14 protein-coding genes are annotated in these 14,830 nt (G+C 64.3%); 6 read left to right on the forward strand and 8 right to left on the reverse strand.

The window, feature by feature from the left end; all coding sequences use genetic code 11:
- Positions 1-224 precede the first annotated feature (224 nt).
- Both argS and AB4037_RS05935 read left to right on the forward strand, forming a co-directional pair.
- Positions 225-1,964, forward strand: coding sequence for an arginine--tRNA ligase (argS, locus tag AB4037_RS05930; RefSeq protein ID WP_441770874.1), 1,740 nt, complete (start codon positions 225-227; stop codon positions 1,962-1,964).
- Between the two features lie 83 nt (positions 1,965-2,047).
- Positions 2,048-2,989 (forward strand): Gfo/Idh/MocA family protein, encoded by a 942-nt coding sequence (locus AB4037_RS05935; protein WP_441770875.1) that lies wholly within the window; start codon positions 2,048-2,050, stop codon positions 2,987-2,989.
- Positions 2,990-3,004: 15 nt separating this feature from the next.
- Here the strand turns inward: AB4037_RS05935 and AB4037_RS05940 are convergent, their stop codons facing one another.
- The 6 genes from AB4037_RS05940 to AB4037_RS05965 all read right to left on the reverse strand — a co-directional run bounded on the left by AB4037_RS05940 (position 3,005) and on the right by AB4037_RS05965 (position 9,637).
- Entirely contained in the window at positions 3,005-3,757 is a 753-nt protein-coding gene (locus AB4037_RS05940) for an SDR family NAD(P)-dependent oxidoreductase (protein WP_441770876.1), read from the reverse strand.
- 66 nt (positions 3,758-3,823) lie between these two features.
- Positions 3,824-4,828 carry a substrate-binding domain-containing protein gene (locus tag AB4037_RS05945; RefSeq protein WP_434958744.1) on the reverse strand — a complete coding sequence of 335 codons (1,005 nt, stop codon included), beginning with the start codon at positions 4,826-4,828 and terminating at the stop codon, positions 3,824-3,826.
- A gap of 40 nt (positions 4,829-4,868) precedes the next feature.
- Positions 4,869-5,777, reverse strand: coding sequence for an ABC transporter permease (locus AB4037_RS05950; RefSeq protein ID WP_441770877.1), 909 nt, complete (start codon positions 5,775-5,777; stop codon positions 4,869-4,871).
- 313 nt (positions 5,778-6,090) lie between these two features.
- Positions 6,091-7,077 carry an ABC transporter permease gene (locus tag AB4037_RS05955; protein WP_434958742.1) on the reverse strand — a complete coding sequence of 329 codons (987 nt, stop codon included), beginning with the start codon at positions 7,075-7,077 and terminating at the stop codon, positions 6,091-6,093.
- Positions 7,074-8,621, reverse strand: coding sequence for a sugar ABC transporter ATP-binding protein (locus tag AB4037_RS05960; protein ID WP_441770878.1), 1,548 nt, complete (start codon positions 8,619-8,621; stop codon positions 7,074-7,076). The genes AB4037_RS05955 and AB4037_RS05960 overlap by 4 nt, the downstream gene beginning before the upstream one ends.
- Positions 8,618-9,637: an aldo/keto reductase gene (locus AB4037_RS05965; protein ID WP_441770879.1), complete on the reverse strand. Its 1,020-nt coding sequence runs from the start codon at positions 9,635-9,637 to the stop codon at positions 8,618-8,620. Before AB4037_RS05965 ends, AB4037_RS05960 begins: the two co-directional genes overlap by 4 nt.
- Before the next feature lie 343 nt (positions 9,638-9,980).
- Between AB4037_RS05965 and AB4037_RS05970 the strand changes: the two genes are divergently transcribed.
- The 3 genes from AB4037_RS05970 (at position 9,981) to rhaM (ending at position 12,202) form a co-directional block, all read left to right on the forward strand.
- Entirely contained in the window at positions 9,981-10,850 is an 870-nt protein-coding gene (locus tag AB4037_RS05970; protein WP_441770880.1) for an amidohydrolase family protein, read from the forward strand.
- A gap of 124 nt (positions 10,851-10,974) precedes the next feature.
- Positions 10,975-11,799, forward strand: coding sequence for a FadR/GntR family transcriptional regulator (locus tag AB4037_RS05975; protein WP_441770881.1), 825 nt, complete (start codon positions 10,975-10,977; stop codon positions 11,797-11,799).
- Between the two features lie 85 nt (positions 11,800-11,884).
- The gene (rhaM, locus tag AB4037_RS05980; RefSeq protein ID WP_434958737.1) at positions 11,885-12,202 is read left to right on the forward strand and encodes an L-rhamnose mutarotase; all 318 of its coding nucleotides are present in this window, start codon (positions 11,885-11,887) and stop codon (positions 12,200-12,202) included.
- Positions 12,203-12,225: 23 nt separating this feature from the next.
- Here the strand turns inward: rhaM and AB4037_RS05985 are convergent, their stop codons facing one another.
- A complete protein-coding gene (locus AB4037_RS05985) occupies positions 12,226-12,723 on the reverse strand; it encodes a hypothetical protein (RefSeq protein WP_441770882.1) in 498 nt (165 codons plus the stop codon).
- A gap of 6 nt (positions 12,724-12,729) precedes the next feature.
- Complete coding sequence (locus AB4037_RS05990; RefSeq protein ID WP_441770883.1) at positions 12,730-13,464, reverse strand: M48 family metallopeptidase; 735 nt, start codon at positions 13,462-13,464, stop codon at positions 12,730-12,732.
- Positions 13,465-13,557: 93 nt separating this feature from the next.
- On the opposite strand from AB4037_RS05990, the gene epmA reads away from it, so the two are divergent.
- Positions 13,558-14,601: an EF-P lysine aminoacylase EpmA gene (gene epmA / locus AB4037_RS05995; RefSeq protein WP_434958734.1), complete on the forward strand. Its 1,044-nt coding sequence runs from the start codon at positions 13,558-13,560 to the stop codon at positions 14,599-14,601.
- The last annotated feature ends 229 nt before the right edge of the window (positions 14,602-14,830 follow it).

The following is a 14,830-nucleotide window of genomic DNA, read 5'->3' on the forward strand; positions in this document are numbered from 1 at the left end:
CCGAAGGTGGGCTTGTCCCTCCGAATGGCCGGGGCGCAGGGTGCGTTCCGGCCCGAATTGCGGTGGCTTGCGTCGCCTCTGCATTTTCCAGACCCAATCTTTGAAAATACGCCCTTTCGAGCGGCTGAAATCGCAAAATCCGGCCCCGATGTGTGCCCGACACTTGCCTCTGCGCCGCAAGGTGCTTACTGCGAACGCTGACCGAATTGATAGGAAGCGTCCGCATGTCTGCCTCTTTGAACCGCCTCGTCGACGAGATGTTGGCGAATGCCTTTTCAGCCTGTGGATTGCCGACCGAAACAGCCCGTGCCGCCCGCTCCACGCTGCCTGAGCTTGCCGACCTGCAGTGCAACGGCGCCATGCCGCTGGCTAAGAGCCTCAAGCGCAATCCACGCGAACTGGCAGAGCAGGTGGCCGAAAAGCTGAGGGACCTGCCGGCCTTCAAGGAAGTGTCGGTAGCCGGCCCCGGCTTCCTCAATCTGCGCCTGTCCGATGCCTTCCTGTCCGAATGCGCCGCCGCCCAGGCCGCCTCGCCCGATCTCGGCATCGTCCAGCTTCCGGCGGACACCGTAGTGCTCGACTATGGCGGCCCCAACGTCGCCAAGGCGCTGCATGTCGGTCATATCAGGGCGCTGGCAATCGGTGAGAGCCTGAGGCGTATCAATGCGGCCCAGGGGCTGGACGCGATTTCCGATATCCATCTTGGTGACTGGGGCCTGCAAATGGGCCAACTGATTTCGGAGATTCGCCTGCGCTGGCCCGACCTCGGCCCGGGCGAGACGCCGGATCTGACAATGGACGATCTGCAGCGCCTTTATCCGGAGGCTGCCGCTGCCTGCAAGGCTGATCCCGCCCGCATGGAGCTCGCCCGCGCCGCCACGGCCGCTTTGCAGGCCGGCGATCCCGATGCCACCGCGATCTGGCAGAAGCTGCGCGACATCTCGCTGACGGCTCAGCGCGAAGACATCGATCTGCTCGACACACATTTCGACCTTTTCCTGGGTGAAAGCGATGTGCAACCGCTGATTCCGGACATGATCGCCGACATGCGGGCCAAGGGTGTGGCCGTCGAGAATGACGGCGCCCTGATCGTCGACGTCGCCATTCCCGGCGACAACAAGCCGATGCCGCCGCTGCTGCTGCAGAAGAAGGATGGCGCGGCGCTCTATGCCACCACCGATCTCGCCACCATCGTGGCCAGGGTTCGGGATCAGGATCCCAGCCGCATCATCTATGTCGTCGATCAGCGCCAGGAGCTGCATTTCCGGCAGGTCTTCCGCGCAGCCGAACTGGCCGGGATCGCGCCGGGCGTGGAATTGATCCATGCCGGCTTCGGTACGGTGAATGGTGCGGACGGCAAGCCCTACAAGACCCGCGACGGCGGCGTTGCCCAGCTCAAGGATCTGCTCGCCGATGCGATCGAAAAGGCGCGTCAGCGCCTCGACGAGGTGATCGCAAGGCGCTCGGTCGATCCCGCGTTGGACCTCGACACGCTGGCTCGTCAGGTCGGCATCGGCGCGGTTAAATATGCGGATTTGTCGTCGTATCGCCTCTCTGGCTACATTTTTGACATCGAGCGGATGACCGCCCTGGAGGGCAAGACCGGTCCCTATGTGCAGTATGCCTGCGTACGTACCGGCTCGATCCAGGCGGAGGCCCGGCTCAAGGGCTTCGAAGTCGGTCCGATTGCGGTCGAGGCGCAGGCCGAGCGCAATCTGGTGCTCGAATGCACCCGGTTGCCGGAGGTGGTTGCGTCTGCCACCCGGAACAACGCGCCCAACGAGATCGCCGACCACGTGTTCACGGTCGCCCAGGCTTTCAGCCGCTTTTACGATGCCTGTCCCGTTCTCAAGGACAACACCGAGGCCGAGCGTGCCTCGCGCCTGGCTTTGTGCGGCCTCGCGCGCGCCGTGCTGGAGAAGGAACTGTGGCTGCTCGGCATTGAAGTGCCGGAGAAGATGTAACGTCAGGCGCGGGAGTCTCTTCCCGCGCTTCCCGTTTGCTGCTACGCACGCCTCTAATTGACTGACAAATAGAGGCAGATAGCATGAGCCAGCATTCCATCGCCATCATCGGCGTCGGCAAGATCGCGGTCGACCAACATCTGCCGGTCATCGCCAAGAACCCGGCCTTCCGGTTGGCGGGCCTGGTCAGCCAGCGCGGCATCGAGCAGCCCGGCGTGCCGACCTTCCGCACGCCGGCCGAACTCTATGCCGCCCTGCCGGATCTCGACGCGGTGGCGATCTGCACCCCGCCTTCCGTGCGCCACCAGGTGGCGCTGGAGGCGCTGAATGCCGGCATGAACGTGCTCCTGGAAAAGCCGCCCGCCCCGACCGTGAGCGAACTGGCCGATCTCGTGCGCCAGGCCGCTGCCCGGCGCTGCGTGCTGTTCGCCACCTGGCACTCGCAATACAATGCCGGCGTCGCGGAAGCGAAGAGACATCTTGCCGACCGGAAGATCGCATCCCTCGCCATCACCTGGAAGGAGGACGTGCGCCGTTGGCATCCAGGGCAGGAATGGATCTGGCAGCCCGGCGGCTTTGGCGTGTTCGATCCCGGCATCAACGCCCTGTCGATACTCACCGAGATTGCGCCGGAGCCCTTCTTCGTCACGGCCGCGACGCTGACCTATCCCGCCAATCGCGATACGCCGATCGCGGCCAAACTTACCTTCGCCTCCGATGCCGGCCAGCCCGGCGCGGCGTTGACGGCCGAGTTCGACTGGCGCCAGACCGGAGACCAGACCTGGACGATCGAGATCGTCGTGGAGGACGGCACCAGGCTCACTCTCAGCGATGGCGGTTCGAAGCTTGCCGTGAACGGAACGCTGGTCGTGACGGAGCCGATGGCCGAATATGAGGGCATCTACGCCCGCTTCGCCGACCTGCTCGATCGTGGCGAGAGCGCGGTGGATGCCGCTCCCTTCCATCTGGTCGCCGACGCGATGGTGGTGGGCAAGCGCGAGACGACCGACGCCTTCGAGTGGTGATCGCTCGAAGCGGCCTCAATAGGTTGCCCGGCCGCCCGAGAGATCGAACACCGCGCCCGTGGTGAAGGAATTCTCCTTGGTGGCCAGCCAGCAGATCATCGCGGCCGCCTCGGCGAGCTCCAGCATGCGTCCGCGCGGAATCTTGGAGAGGATCATCTTCAGGAATTCGGGATCCTGGCTCATCGCCATCGTCGTCTTGGCCACGGCGGGCGTTACCGCATTGACGGCAATGTCGTATTTGGCGAGTTCCTTGCCCAGCGACTTGGTCAGGGCCAGCACCCCGGCCTTGGTGGCGGAATAGGCCGGTGCGCCGGGATTGCCTTCCTTGCCGGCGACCGAGCTCAGATTGACGATGCGTCCGTAATTGCGGGCGATCATGTGCGGCACCACGGCATGGCAGACGTGGAAGGTGCCGACCAGCCCGACATGCACCACCTCGGCGAAGGCCTCAGGCGGGTATTCCCAGGTGTTGGCGTTGGGACCGACGATCGCAGCATTGTTGATGAGCACGTCGATCTGGCCGAAACGCGCCAGGGTCTGCTTGACGCCGGCCTCCACCGAGGTGAGGTCGCCGATATCGACGTTGAGGGCTTGGACCTTGCCGTCCCGGCCATATTTGGACTCCAGGGCCTGCAGGAGGGAAGCATCCCGATCCCAGATCGAAACGTTGCCGCCGCTGGCCAGAATGCGTTCGGCGACCGTCAGCCCGATGCCCTGGCCACCTCCGGTGACGATGGCGGCCTGTCCTGCAAAATCGTAGCTGTTCATGGGAACGTCCGGGGAAACTGAGGTGAGGGAAGGCCGGCGCGGGCGAGTTCCCGCGCCGGGTCGGAATCAGAAGTTGAACTGGTCGATGTTGCCGGCGTCGAAGGTCGTCAGCTCGGCCTGGGTGTTGATGATGTGATCGGCCCCGATGGTGATCTGCCCGAGACCGGGAACCTCGAATTTGGTGCCGGGCTCGTTCTTGATGGTGCCATTCTTGACGCCCACGGCGAAATAGGAGGTAAGCAGGCCTTCATTATAGGGGCTCCAGAGCTGGAAGGCCTTGAGCGTGCCGTCCTTGATGAAGGGTCGCATCTGGTTGGGCGTGCCGAGGCCGGTGAGCGTGATCTGCTTGGCCTTGCCCTGGGTCTGCAGCACCTGCGCCGCCGCGGCGACGCCTACGGTGGTTGGCGAGATCACGCCCTTGAGGTTGGGGTATTTCTGGATCAGCGCTTCCATCTCCGTGGTGGATTTCTGCGGATCGTCGTCGCCATAGGCCACGGTGACCAGCTTCATCTTGGCATATTTGGGATTGCTGGCGAGGCTCTCCTTCATCGCCGCGATCCAGGTGTTCTGGTCGGGTGCGTCGGTGGTGGCGGAGAGGATGGCGATCTCGCCTTCATAATTGATCTGCGAACCGAGGAGCTCGACCTGGCTCGGCCCGGTCTTGGTGAAGTCGACGGGCAGGATGCCGGCATCGCGATGGTCGAGATTGCCGACGAGGTCGCCATTAACAGCCAGCACCAGGATGCCGCGCGAGCGGGCGCGGTCGAGCACCTGGTTGAGGGCATCAGGGCTGTTGGGGGAGATGGCGATCACACCGACGCCGCGCTGGGTCTGCGCGGTGATGAAGGGGATCTGCGAGGTGGCTTCGGCGGTCGCCGGGGCCTGCATGTCGAAATCGCAGCCGACCTTGGCGCAACCGTCCTGGAAGCCCTTCACCAGTGAATCGAAATAGGGATTGCCGGTGTTCTTGGGAATATAGACGATCGAGACCTTGTCAGCCGCCTGCGCATTGACGGCGGCGGTCAAAGCGAGCCCGAGCGACAGCCCGAGTAGAAGCGTTTTCCTCAGCATGGTTCCCTCCTGATGATGATCGCAGGCCGGTTTCTCCCGGCTATCTCTGGTTGCGGGCGTAGATCGTGTTGGTCGCGATGATGGAGATGATGAGAAGGAGGCCCATCACCGTGAGCTGGTAGGTCACGGGGATGTTGGCGACCGTCATGCCTGTGGCGATGATCACCAGGAGCCAGGAGGCGATGAAGGTGCCAGCGATGGTGCCGCGCCCGCCGAAGATGTAGGTGCCGCCGAGCATGACGATCAGCACCATCTGCAGCTCGCCGCCGGTGGCGAGATCGTAGCGCACCGAGGCCAGCCGCGAGGCCGCCAGCAGGCCGCAGAGTGCGCTGGTGAGGCCCATCGCCAGGAACAGGGCGAACTTGATGCGCCTGACCTTGATGCCGGCATGGCGCGCGGCGATCTCGCTGGTGCCGATCTGGTAGATCTGCCGGCCCAGAATGGTGGCGCCGAGCACGAACGCCAGCACCAGCGAGGCGGCGGCAAAGATCAGCACCGGCACGGGCACGCCGAAGAGGGTGCGATAGTCGATGCCGACGAACCAGGCCGGGAACTTGCCGATGGATCTGTCGCCGGCCAGCACCTGGGCGAGGCCGCGATACATGATCAGCGTGCCGATGGTGACCATCAGCGAGGGCAGGCGCAACCATAGCACCATGAAGCCGTTGAAGGCGCCCATGCCGAGGCCGGCAGCGAGGCTCGCCGCCATGGCCCAGCCGATCGGCAGGCCGGCCTGGTACGCGGTGCCGAACAGGCAGGCCGTGAGGGCCATGGTGGAGGCGGGAGACAGGTCGATTTCGCCGGCGATGATCACCAGGGTCAGCACCAGGGCGATGATGGAGAATTCGGCGTAGTAGGTGGCGCTTTCCAGGATGAAGGTCAGCGAGGCGAAGAAGGGCGAGAGCAGGCAGGCGATGACGATAGCGCCAGCCAGCAGCACCAGGGTCATGGTCTCAGGCCGCACCAGCACCGTACGCCAGAGCGGCAGCGGCTTGGCGGCGTCCTGCGGGGAGACGGCGGTGGCGGGGGTCTGGCTTATGGGAGCCTCCTTTGCCGGCCGAGGCGCGGGTTTTTTACCCTCCCCTGGAGGGGGAGGGTCGGCCTGAAAGGCCGGGGTGGGGTGAAAAAGTGCGAAGGTGGTAATGATGGAGCCTGTTCCTGTGAAGAAGACACCCCACCCCGAGGCTTCGCCTCGACCCCAGGCACTTCCAAGGGGAAGTGCCGATCCCTCCAGGGGAGGGTAAAATGCGTGCCGGTGCTGGTCATGCCGCATCCCTCGCCAAGAGGCCCTTGAGGCCGCCCTGCCGGACGCTGCGGTCGATCACCAAAGCGGCGAGGATCACTGCGCCGTAGATCGCCTGCTGCCAGAAGCCGGACACGCCGAGGATCGGCAGGGCCACGCTGACGGCGCCCAGCAGGAGCACGCCAAGCACGGTGCCGGCGACCGAGCCCGAGCCGCCATTGATCGATACCCCGCCGATGACCACGGGCGCGATCACCGTGAATTCGAAGCCGACGCCGGTGATGCCGGGATTCACATAGCCGAAGCGCGAAGCGTACATCACGCCTGCGAGCCCGGCGAGCGCCCCGGACAGCACGAAGACCAGCACGGTGATCGGCGCGGCGCGGATGCCGCGCAGCGGCGCCGCCACCGGATTGGAGCCGATGGCATAGATCTGGCGCCCGAGCCTGGAATAGCCGAGGAAGAGATAGGTTGCGATCGCCACGGCAAAGGCGATCAGGATGATCCAGGGGATGCCGAAGACCGGCGACGTCTGGCTGAGCTCGATCAGGCCTCGCGGAATATATTGCGGATCGACCTGGCGGGCGTCGGAGATGAAGAAGATCAGGCCGCGATAAAGGCTGAGCGTGCCGAGCGTCACGATGATGGACGGCAGCTTGAAGGTCGTCACCACCAGCCCGTTGACCAGGCCGAGCAGGGCGCCGACGGCGATTGCGGCGATGACGCCGACCAGGACAGGCAGGTCTGGATGGTCACGCCAGAGCATGCCGGCGACGATGGCGGAAAAGCCGAGGATCGAGCCGATGGAGAGGTCGACATGGCGGGCGACCAGCACCATCATCTCGCCCATCGCCGCCACCATGATCAGGGGCACGGCCAGCAGCACGATGCGTAGCGTTTCGGTGGAGAGGAAGCGCGGCTGGATCAACCCGACGATGAGGGCAAAGAGCGCGATCATCACCACGATGCCGGCTTCGCGGCGGCGGAAGAGTTCAGCGATGTTCATGCGGCGGCTAGTCCATCCCGGCTCGACTTGCGGCGCGGCACGGCGGCCTGCATCACGCTCTCCTCGGTGGCCTCGCTGCGGGGGAGATTGGCGGTAAGGCGTCCCTCCGACATCACCAGCACGCGGTCACTGAGCGCCAGGAGTTCCGGCAGTTCGGAAGAAATCAGCAGCACGGCCCGGCCCGAGGCGGCCAACTCGCCGATCATCTCGTAGAACTCTGCCTTGACGCCGATATCGATGCCGCGCGTCGGTTCGTCGAGGATGAGAACGTGCGGATCGGTGAGCAGCCAGCGCGCCAGGATGGCCTTTTGCTGGTTGCCGCCCGAAAGCTCGCCGATGGGCTGGCGCTGGCTGGCGAGGCGTATGCGCAATCGGCGCACCTGTTCCCGGGCGATCGAACGCTCGAGGGCGCGACGGATCACGCCGCCCGGAGCGATCCTGCCCGGCACGGCCGCGGTGATGTTCTGCTCGACCGGCAGGGTGCGAAAGATGCCGGCGACCGCCCGGTCCTCCGGCACGAAGGCGAGGCCATGGGCCACCGCATCCGCCGGCTCGCGGATGGTGACGGTCTTCCCGTCAACCGCGATGCTGCCGCTGGCGGCGGGAACCACGCCGAACAGCGCGCGGGCGACATCGGTGCGGCCGGCACCGACCAGGCCCCCGAGGCCGACGATCTCGCCCTTGCGCACCTCGAAGCTGATATCCTCGAACTTGCCGGGCAGGCTCAGGCCCCGCACTGCCAATGCAACCGCCCCGATCTCGGACTTGTGCTGGGGAATGTAGCCCTTCACCTCCCGGCCGATCATCAGGCGGATGATGTCGGCGTCGGAGAGCCTGGCAGTCTCTTCGGTGGCGATCTTGCTGCCGTCCCGGAAGATGGTGACGCGGTCGCACAGCGCCCGCACTTCCTCGAGCCGGTGGCTGATGAAGATGATGGTGCGGCCTTCCTGCCGGAGCTGGCGGGCGATGCCGAACAGGGTCTCGACTTCCTTGGGCGTCAGCGGGGCCGTAGGCTCGTCCATGATGATCAGGCGGCTGTCGCTGGCCAGCGCCCGGGCGATTTCCACCATCTGCTGGTCGGCGATGGAAAGACCGCGCATCGGCTTGGCGACATCGATGGCGATGCCGAGCCGGGCCATCAGGCCCTCCGCTTCGCGCCGGAGTTCGCTCCAGCGCACCCGCCCGAGTGCCGGGCCTTGATGGCGGCCGAGCACGAGATTTTCGGCGACGGAGAGATCGGGAAAGGAGATCGGCTCCTGATGGATCAGGGTGATGCCGAGCTTCTGGGCGATCAGGGGCGTCGACACCTCGACGGGCGCCCCGTTCAGGGTGAGCGAACCGCGGCTGGGCCGATGCACGCCGGCGATGATCTTGGCGAAGGTCGATTTGCCCGCCCCGTTCTCGCCGAGCAAGGCGTGGATTTCGCCGGCATGGAGGTCGAGGTCGACATCGCGCAGTACCTCCACGCCGGCAAACTGCTTGGAGATGCCGCGGGCCGAGATCAGGATCGGCAGCTCCGTTGCAGGTTTGCCCGCATGGTTCATGGCGTGGGCGCGTCCTTGTCGATCAGGCCTTCCGTCTTGAGGTCCGACCAGAAGCCGGGAGGGATCGGGGCGTGATGCGAGGCGACGTTCTCCACCATCTCGCTCGGCTTCACGGCGCCCGGGATTTCCGAGACAACGGCAGGGTGGGCCAGCACGAATTGCAGCGCCGCCGCCGGCAGGGCGACGCCATGGGCCTTGCAGACCGCCTCGATGCCACGCACCTTGGCCTGCACGGCCTCTGGCGCCTTGCTGTAGTTGTAGTTGGCGCTGCCGCCGGAACCGGTGACCAGGATACCCGAGGCGAAGGGGGAGCCGATGACGACGCTGACCTTGCGCTTCACGCATTCGGCCATGCCGGTATGCAGGCAGCCCTGGTCGATCAGGGTGTAGGGCATCGCCACCAGCACGAAGTCGAGATCGACCAGCGGAGCTACGGTCTCCAGGGCGTCGGCAGTGTTGATGCCCATGCCGATAGCCTTGATCTCGCCGCGCTTCTTCAATTCCTCCAGCGCCTTGATGCCGGAATAGACCAGGTCCTTCTTGCGATAGCCGAAATCGGGGCCCTGATAGGCGGCGTCGAGGTCGTGGATGACCAGGGCGTCGATGGTGTTGAGGCCGAGCCGCATCATCGACTGCTCGTAGGAGCGCATGATGCCATCATAGCTGTAGTCGTAGCGGTGCTGGAAGGGCAGGCCGCCGAGCCACATCTCCGATTTGAAGGTGGTGGGATCGAAGGGACGTTCGAGGATGCGCCCGACCTTGGTGATCAGTTGGTATTCCTGGCGCGGCCGATGCCTGAGGCCGTAGCCGAGGCGATGTTCGGAGAGACCGAGGCCATACCAGGGCGCGGTATCGAACAGGCGCACGCCCGCATCCCAGGCGGCGTCGATGGTGGCGATGGCATCGGCTTCGGTCACCAGGCTGTAGAGCTCGCCGAGATGTGCCGCGCCATAGCCGAAGGTTGGAACGGTCATCGCCGTCTGGCCGACGCGGCGGCGCTCGAACTCCTTGGGCATGCAGGCTCTCCGGGGCATTTCTGGTTTTGCGGTTTCGGCCGCGTTTGCGAATAAGTTGTCAGACAAAAATTAGTTTGACAAGTTTTTACTGACTGACGGAGAATGGCCGTAAGACCCAATGCGGTTTACTTAAGCGCCTTCGAGTTTCCACGACCTTTGTCATTGCCGGGCTTGATCCGGCAATCCAGCTCCAAGCCCGTTACGGGAGCGGGCTTCTGGATGACCGGGTCAAGCCCGGCTATGACAAATCGGGGTGTTTCTTCCTTAAGTAAGCTGTGTTTGGCCAAGGCCGGCATCGATGCAGAAATGCCGGATGCGACTTCGCGCTCACGTTGAGGATGCCATGCCCGATTTTCCCATCATCGACACGCATCTTCACGTCTGGGATCATACGAAGCTGAAATATTCGGCTTTCGAAGGCAGCCCGCTGTTTTCCAGGAACTACCATGTCGAGGACTACAGGCGCGATCTCGGCTCGGTCGAAGTCGAGGCCATGGTCTTCCTTGAATGCTATGCCGATTTCTGGGAAGGCGGCGGCCAATATCTCGACGAGATCCGCTTCGTCGAGGAGGAGGCCCGGCGCGATCCCGGCCTCAGGGCGATCGTGCCGATGGCGCCGCTGGAATGGGGCCGGCGGGCAGAGCCGATCCTGGCTGAGATGAAGGACAAGCACCCCATGGTGCGAGGCATCCGCCGCATCGTCGAGTTCGACGCCGATCCGCGTGCCCTGACCCTGTCGGACAACTTCGTCGAAGGCGTCAATCTCCTCGAAGAATTCGGCTACCATTTCGAGATCAACGTCCATCACCACCAGATGGACATCGTGCGGGACTTCGTGAAGCGCATCCCGCATGTGCCGATGATCCTGGATCATTGCGGCAAACCCGGCGTCAAGGAAGGCGCCATCGCGCAGTTTCGCGACGATGTGAAGGAATTGGCGCGCTGCCCCAACCTTTTCATCAAGCTCTCCGACCTGCCGGTGGAGGCTGACCTCGCGAACTGGACCGATACGGACCTCAGGCCTTACATCGACGCCACCTTCGAGAGCTTCGGCATCGACCGCACCCTCTTTGCCATGGACTGGCCGATCTGCCTGCAGGCCACCAGCATGACGCGCTGGGTCGAGACGCTCGATCGTGCCACGGCGGGTTTTTCTGAAGTCGATCTGCGCAAGTTCTACCGGGATAACGCGAATTCCTTCTACCGCCTGTAGCGTTTTGCGATTTGACGGACTCACCAAGAATCGCAAAGACGCGTGGAAACGAAGAGCCGGAGCAAAAGTGCGTTTTCGTCAAAACGCGCTTTGCTCAGGGCCTGTGAGGCAGTAAGGCAGTCCTGTGAGCAAGCTGATCAAAGACCCCGATTTCAGCGATCTGGCGGCCCTGGATGCCGGCGAGGCCGTCTCCGAACCATTCGGCGGCGGCGCGCTGGAGCGGCGTCCGATCGCCGAGCAGGTCGCCACCCGCATCATGGGCATGATCAAGTCGGGCAATCTTCGATCCGGCGACCGCCTGCCGACCGAGCAGCAGATGGGCATTGCCTTCGGCATTTCGCGCCCGCCCTTGCGAGAAGCACTCAAGGCGCTGACCCTGATGGGCGTGCTCGAAAGCCGCCAGGGCGGACGCTATAGCGTCACCGACCTGTCGCCGAGCCGCCTGGTGGCGCCGTTCTCGACCATGCTCTCCTTCGCCGACTACGACGTGCGCGAGCATTTCGAGGCGCGGGTGGTGGTCGAACTCGAACTGGTGCGTCTCTGCGCCGAACGGGCTGATGAGGAGACACGGGCACGCATCCTCGAATTGGCCGTCGACGGCCGCGCCTTCCACGAGGATCCGGTTGCCTTCCGCCTGCTCGACATCGAGTTGCACCGGGCCCTCTATGGCGGCGGCCACAGCCGCCTGCTCGCTGCGATGGCGGAAGGGCTCTACGATGTCGGGCTCGACGTGCGCCGCGTCGCCAGCGCCCTGCCCGGTGTGATCGAGATCAGCGTAGCCCAGCATGTCGAGATCGCCGAGGCCGTGATGGCCCGCGATGCCGCGGCGGCGGTGGCTGCCTATCGCCGGCATCTCGAACATGTACGTGACACCTCCAGCCAGGCGCAGGAGGTGATCGGCGGCGAGATGGCCGCTCGGGACGCCGCTAACCGGCCCGACAAGCGCTGATCGCGGATCGCCGGCATAACCGGAATTGCCTTCGAGAGAACACCCCAAGGAAACGTCGCAAGCAAACGTCGCAAGGAAACGCTCCATGCCGGACCGCATCGCTTTTCGCATGAACCTGAACCCCGGCCAGGCCGCCGAATATGAAAAGCGCCATGACGAGATCTTTCCCGAGCTGGTGATGCTGCTGAGGCAGGTCGGCATCTCCGACTACACGATCTGGCTTGACCCGGAGGACCACCATCTCTTCGCCATCCTCACCCGCAGCGACGACCACAAGCTCGACCGATTGCCCGACGAGGCGGTGATGAAGCGCTGGTGGGCGTTCATGGGCGACATCATGGCCACCAATCCGGACAGTTCCCCGGTGCAGGTGCCGCTGAAGCGGGTGTTCTATTTGCCATAGAGCCGGTGAGAGACAGGCGGCACCTAAACGTCTTCCTCGCTGTCCCTTTCATAGAACAGCCCATGGACCTCATATCCGGGCCTGGTCCGAATGGCCTCTGCGCGAATGATTTGCGCTCGGACGAAGGGCTCATCCACTCCGCCGGCCCTGAGGATCGCATCGGGTTGGATGCCCTCCAACCAGGTTGTCACGGTGGAACGCGGCTGAGACGTTGCAATGAAAATATAGCCAAGAGTCGGCCAGTCTTCTTCGTCGTCAAATCCCCAGATCTGGATGGCAACGTCTGCCACGTCGTCACGACCGCGGACATCCATGAGGCGGTCGCGAAAGGCCTCTATGCCGAAGGTGAGAATGGCCCGACTGGAGACGGCGTTACGTGTGATTCCTGCTGTAAAGAAATCTTCGATGGCGACAATTGGCAGTCTGTTGGTCCCATCTCGCTTGAAGACGTGATCCTGCTCATGCACGAGCCGGCGCAAGTTCGAGCGGTTTCTTTGGGCGTCCTCCGCTTTCTCCGGCATCTCCGCTCACCCGTAGCGGTGCAGCCCGGCACCATGCGACTTCAGCCAGGCCCGGGCTTCCTCGGTACGGGGACAGAGCTGGTGGCACAGGCGCCAGAAGCGGGGCGAGTGGTTCATTTCCTTCAGATGCGAAACCTCGTGCGCAGCGAGATAGTCGAGCACGAAGGGCGGCGCCAGGATCAGGCGCCAGGAGAAGGCCAGCGCCCCGGTCGAGGAGCAGGAGCCCCAGCGGCTGGTGGTGTCCTTGACGCTGATCGGGCCGTGCTTGACACCGAGCGCCGCGGTATGGCGCGCGACGGCCGCCTGCACCTCGCGCAGAGCCTGTTTCTTCAGCCAGTCGGTGAGGCGGCGCGGCAAATGCTTGATATCGCCATGCACGACGAGGAGGGGCGGCGTGCCTGCCTCGATCTTTGCGGTACCACGGCCCTCGCGATGCTCGATGCGGTGCGGCACGTCGCGGATGGGCACCATGGCGCCGTCGGCGAAGCTGACATCCTGGGCGAGCTTGGCCAGCTTCAGGGCGATCCAGCCGGCATGCTTGTCGGCGAAGGCCTTGGCGGTGATCAGGCTGCCACGCGCCGGCATGGAGAGCACGATGTCGCGCTGCGCCGTACGCACCCGGAGCGTGTAGCGGCGCGCCGAAACCAGCCGCCTGACGGCAACCGGATAGGTTGTCGCCCCGATCCTGACGGTGATCTGCTCGGGTTGGGGCGTCGGATTGCGTCGAAACAGCGATATCATGCTCGAATCAGGTTTGAGCCGCCATCATAACCCGGATTGCGGTTTTGCCGCGGCTGGCGTAGGGGCGAGGCAATTCATCTCAAAGGATCCGCCATGTATTCCGATCCTACCCCCTGGTGGCAGCCGTCGGCCCATCAGGATCGCCGGTCCTTCCTGATCGGGCGCAACCGGCTGATGACGGCGCTGCGCGGTTTCTTCACGGCGGAGGACTTCACCGAGGTCGACACTTCAATCCTGCAGGTCTCCCCCGGCAACGAGGCGCATCTGCATGCCTTCGCCACCGATCTGATCGATGCCGATCTTTCGGTACGCCGGCTTTATCTGCACACCTCGCCGGAATTCGCCTGCAAGAAGCTGCTGGCGGCGGGGGAGGAGCGCCTGTTCACCTTCGCCAAGGTCTTCCGCAACCGCGAGCGGACCGGCACCCATTCGCCCGAATTCACCATGCTGGAATGGTATCGCAGCGGCGAACCCTATCGGAAGCTGATGGACGATTGCGCCAGGCTGCTGGCCCTTGCCGCCGAAACGGGCGGCCTCAAGCGCTTCAGCTATCGCGGCGTGGAGACGGACCCCTTCGCCGAACCCGAGAAGCTCAGCGTCGCCGAGGCCTTCGAGCGCTTTGCCGGCATCGATCTCCTGGCGACGCTCGACAAGGACGGCAGCAGCGACCGTGACGCTTTGGCCGACGCCACTGTTCGGGCCGGCCTGCGGGTTGCCGCCGATGATACTTGGTCCGACATCTATTCCGGCGTGCTGGTGCAGAAGATCGAGCCCTATCTCGGCCTGGGACGCGCCACCATCCTCCACGAATATCCAAGCGTGGAGGCGGCGCTGGCCCGCCGCACCGCCGATGATCCGCGCGTGGCCGAGCGCTTCGAGCTCTATGCCTGCGGCGTCGAGCTCGCCAATGCCTTCGGCGAGCTGACCGATGCCGAGGAGCAGCGCCGCCGCTTCCAGGCGGAGATGGACGAGAAAGAGCGTATCTATGGCGAGCGCTATCCGATCGACGAGGATTTCCTCGCTGCGCTTGCCATCATGCCTGAGGCCAGCGGCATTGCCCTTGGCTTCGACCGGCTTGCCATGCTGGCGACGGGCGCAAGCCGCATCGACCAGGTAATCTGGACCCCGGTGGCGTGAGGCTGTGAATAGCGGGGATATGTTGCGTGAGAGGCCACAATCTCGACAAAAGGACCTGTGAGCTTTCACCCCATGCCGTTGACGCGGCACGAACTTGATCCGCGAGAGACCTCATTGCACCGCCGGCCCTAGGGTCGGCGGTTTTTTCTGCAGGAAGCGTCCGCGGTCCCAGCCGGCTGCCACGCTGCACCGTCTTCAAAAACAAGAGGGCCGGTGCTGAGACCGGCCC

Source organism: Labrys sp. KB_33_2 (genome assembly GCF_052114505.1).
GTDB lineage: Bacteria > Pseudomonadota > Alphaproteobacteria > Rhizobiales > Labraceae > Labrys.

Excerpts from the sequence above, each read along its gene's own strand:
- epmA (WP_434958734.1), top strand. The coding sequence starts at position 13,558 with ATGTATTCCGATCCTACCCCCTGGTGGCAGCCGTCGGCCCATCAGGAT.
- AB4037_RS05955 (WP_434958742.1), bottom strand. The coding sequence starts at position 7,077 with ATGAACATCGCTGAACTCTTCCGCCGCCGCGAAGCCGGCATCGTGGTG.
- AB4037_RS05945 (WP_434958744.1), bottom strand. The coding sequence starts at position 4,828 with ATGCTGAGGAAAACGCTTCTACTCGGGCTGTCGCTCGGGCTCGCTTTG.
- AB4037_RS05950 (WP_441770877.1), bottom strand. The coding sequence starts at position 5,777 with ATGACCCTGGTGCTGCTGGCTGGCGCTATCGTCATCGCCTGCCTGCTC.
- AB4037_RS05970 (WP_441770880.1), top strand. The coding sequence starts at position 9,981 with ATGCCCGATTTTCCCATCATCGACACGCATCTTCACGTCTGGGATCAT.
- AB4037_RS05960 (WP_441770878.1), bottom strand. The coding sequence starts at position 8,621 with ATGAACCATGCGGGCAAACCTGCAACGGAGCTGCCGATCCTGATCTCG.
- AB4037_RS05965 (WP_441770879.1), bottom strand. The coding sequence starts at position 9,637 with ATGCCCAAGGAGTTCGAGCGCCGCCGCGTCGGCCAGACGGCGATGACC.
- rhaM (WP_434958737.1), top strand. The coding sequence starts at position 11,885 with ATGCCGGACCGCATCGCTTTTCGCATGAACCTGAACCCCGGCCAGGCC.
- argS (WP_441770874.1), top strand. The coding sequence starts at position 225 with ATGTCTGCCTCTTTGAACCGCCTCGTCGACGAGATGTTGGCGAATGCC.
- AB4037_RS05935 (WP_441770875.1), top strand. The coding sequence starts at position 2,048 with ATGAGCCAGCATTCCATCGCCATCATCGGCGTCGGCAAGATCGCGGTC.
- AB4037_RS05985 (WP_441770882.1), bottom strand. The coding sequence starts at position 12,723 with ATGCCGGAGAAAGCGGAGGACGCCCAAAGAAACCGCTCGAACTTGCGC.
- AB4037_RS05990 (WP_441770883.1), bottom strand. The coding sequence starts at position 13,464 with ATGATATCGCTGTTTCGACGCAATCCGACGCCCCAACCCGAGCAGATC.
- AB4037_RS05940 (WP_441770876.1), bottom strand. The coding sequence starts at position 3,757 with ATGAACAGCTACGATTTTGCAGGACAGGCCGCCATCGTCACCGGAGGT.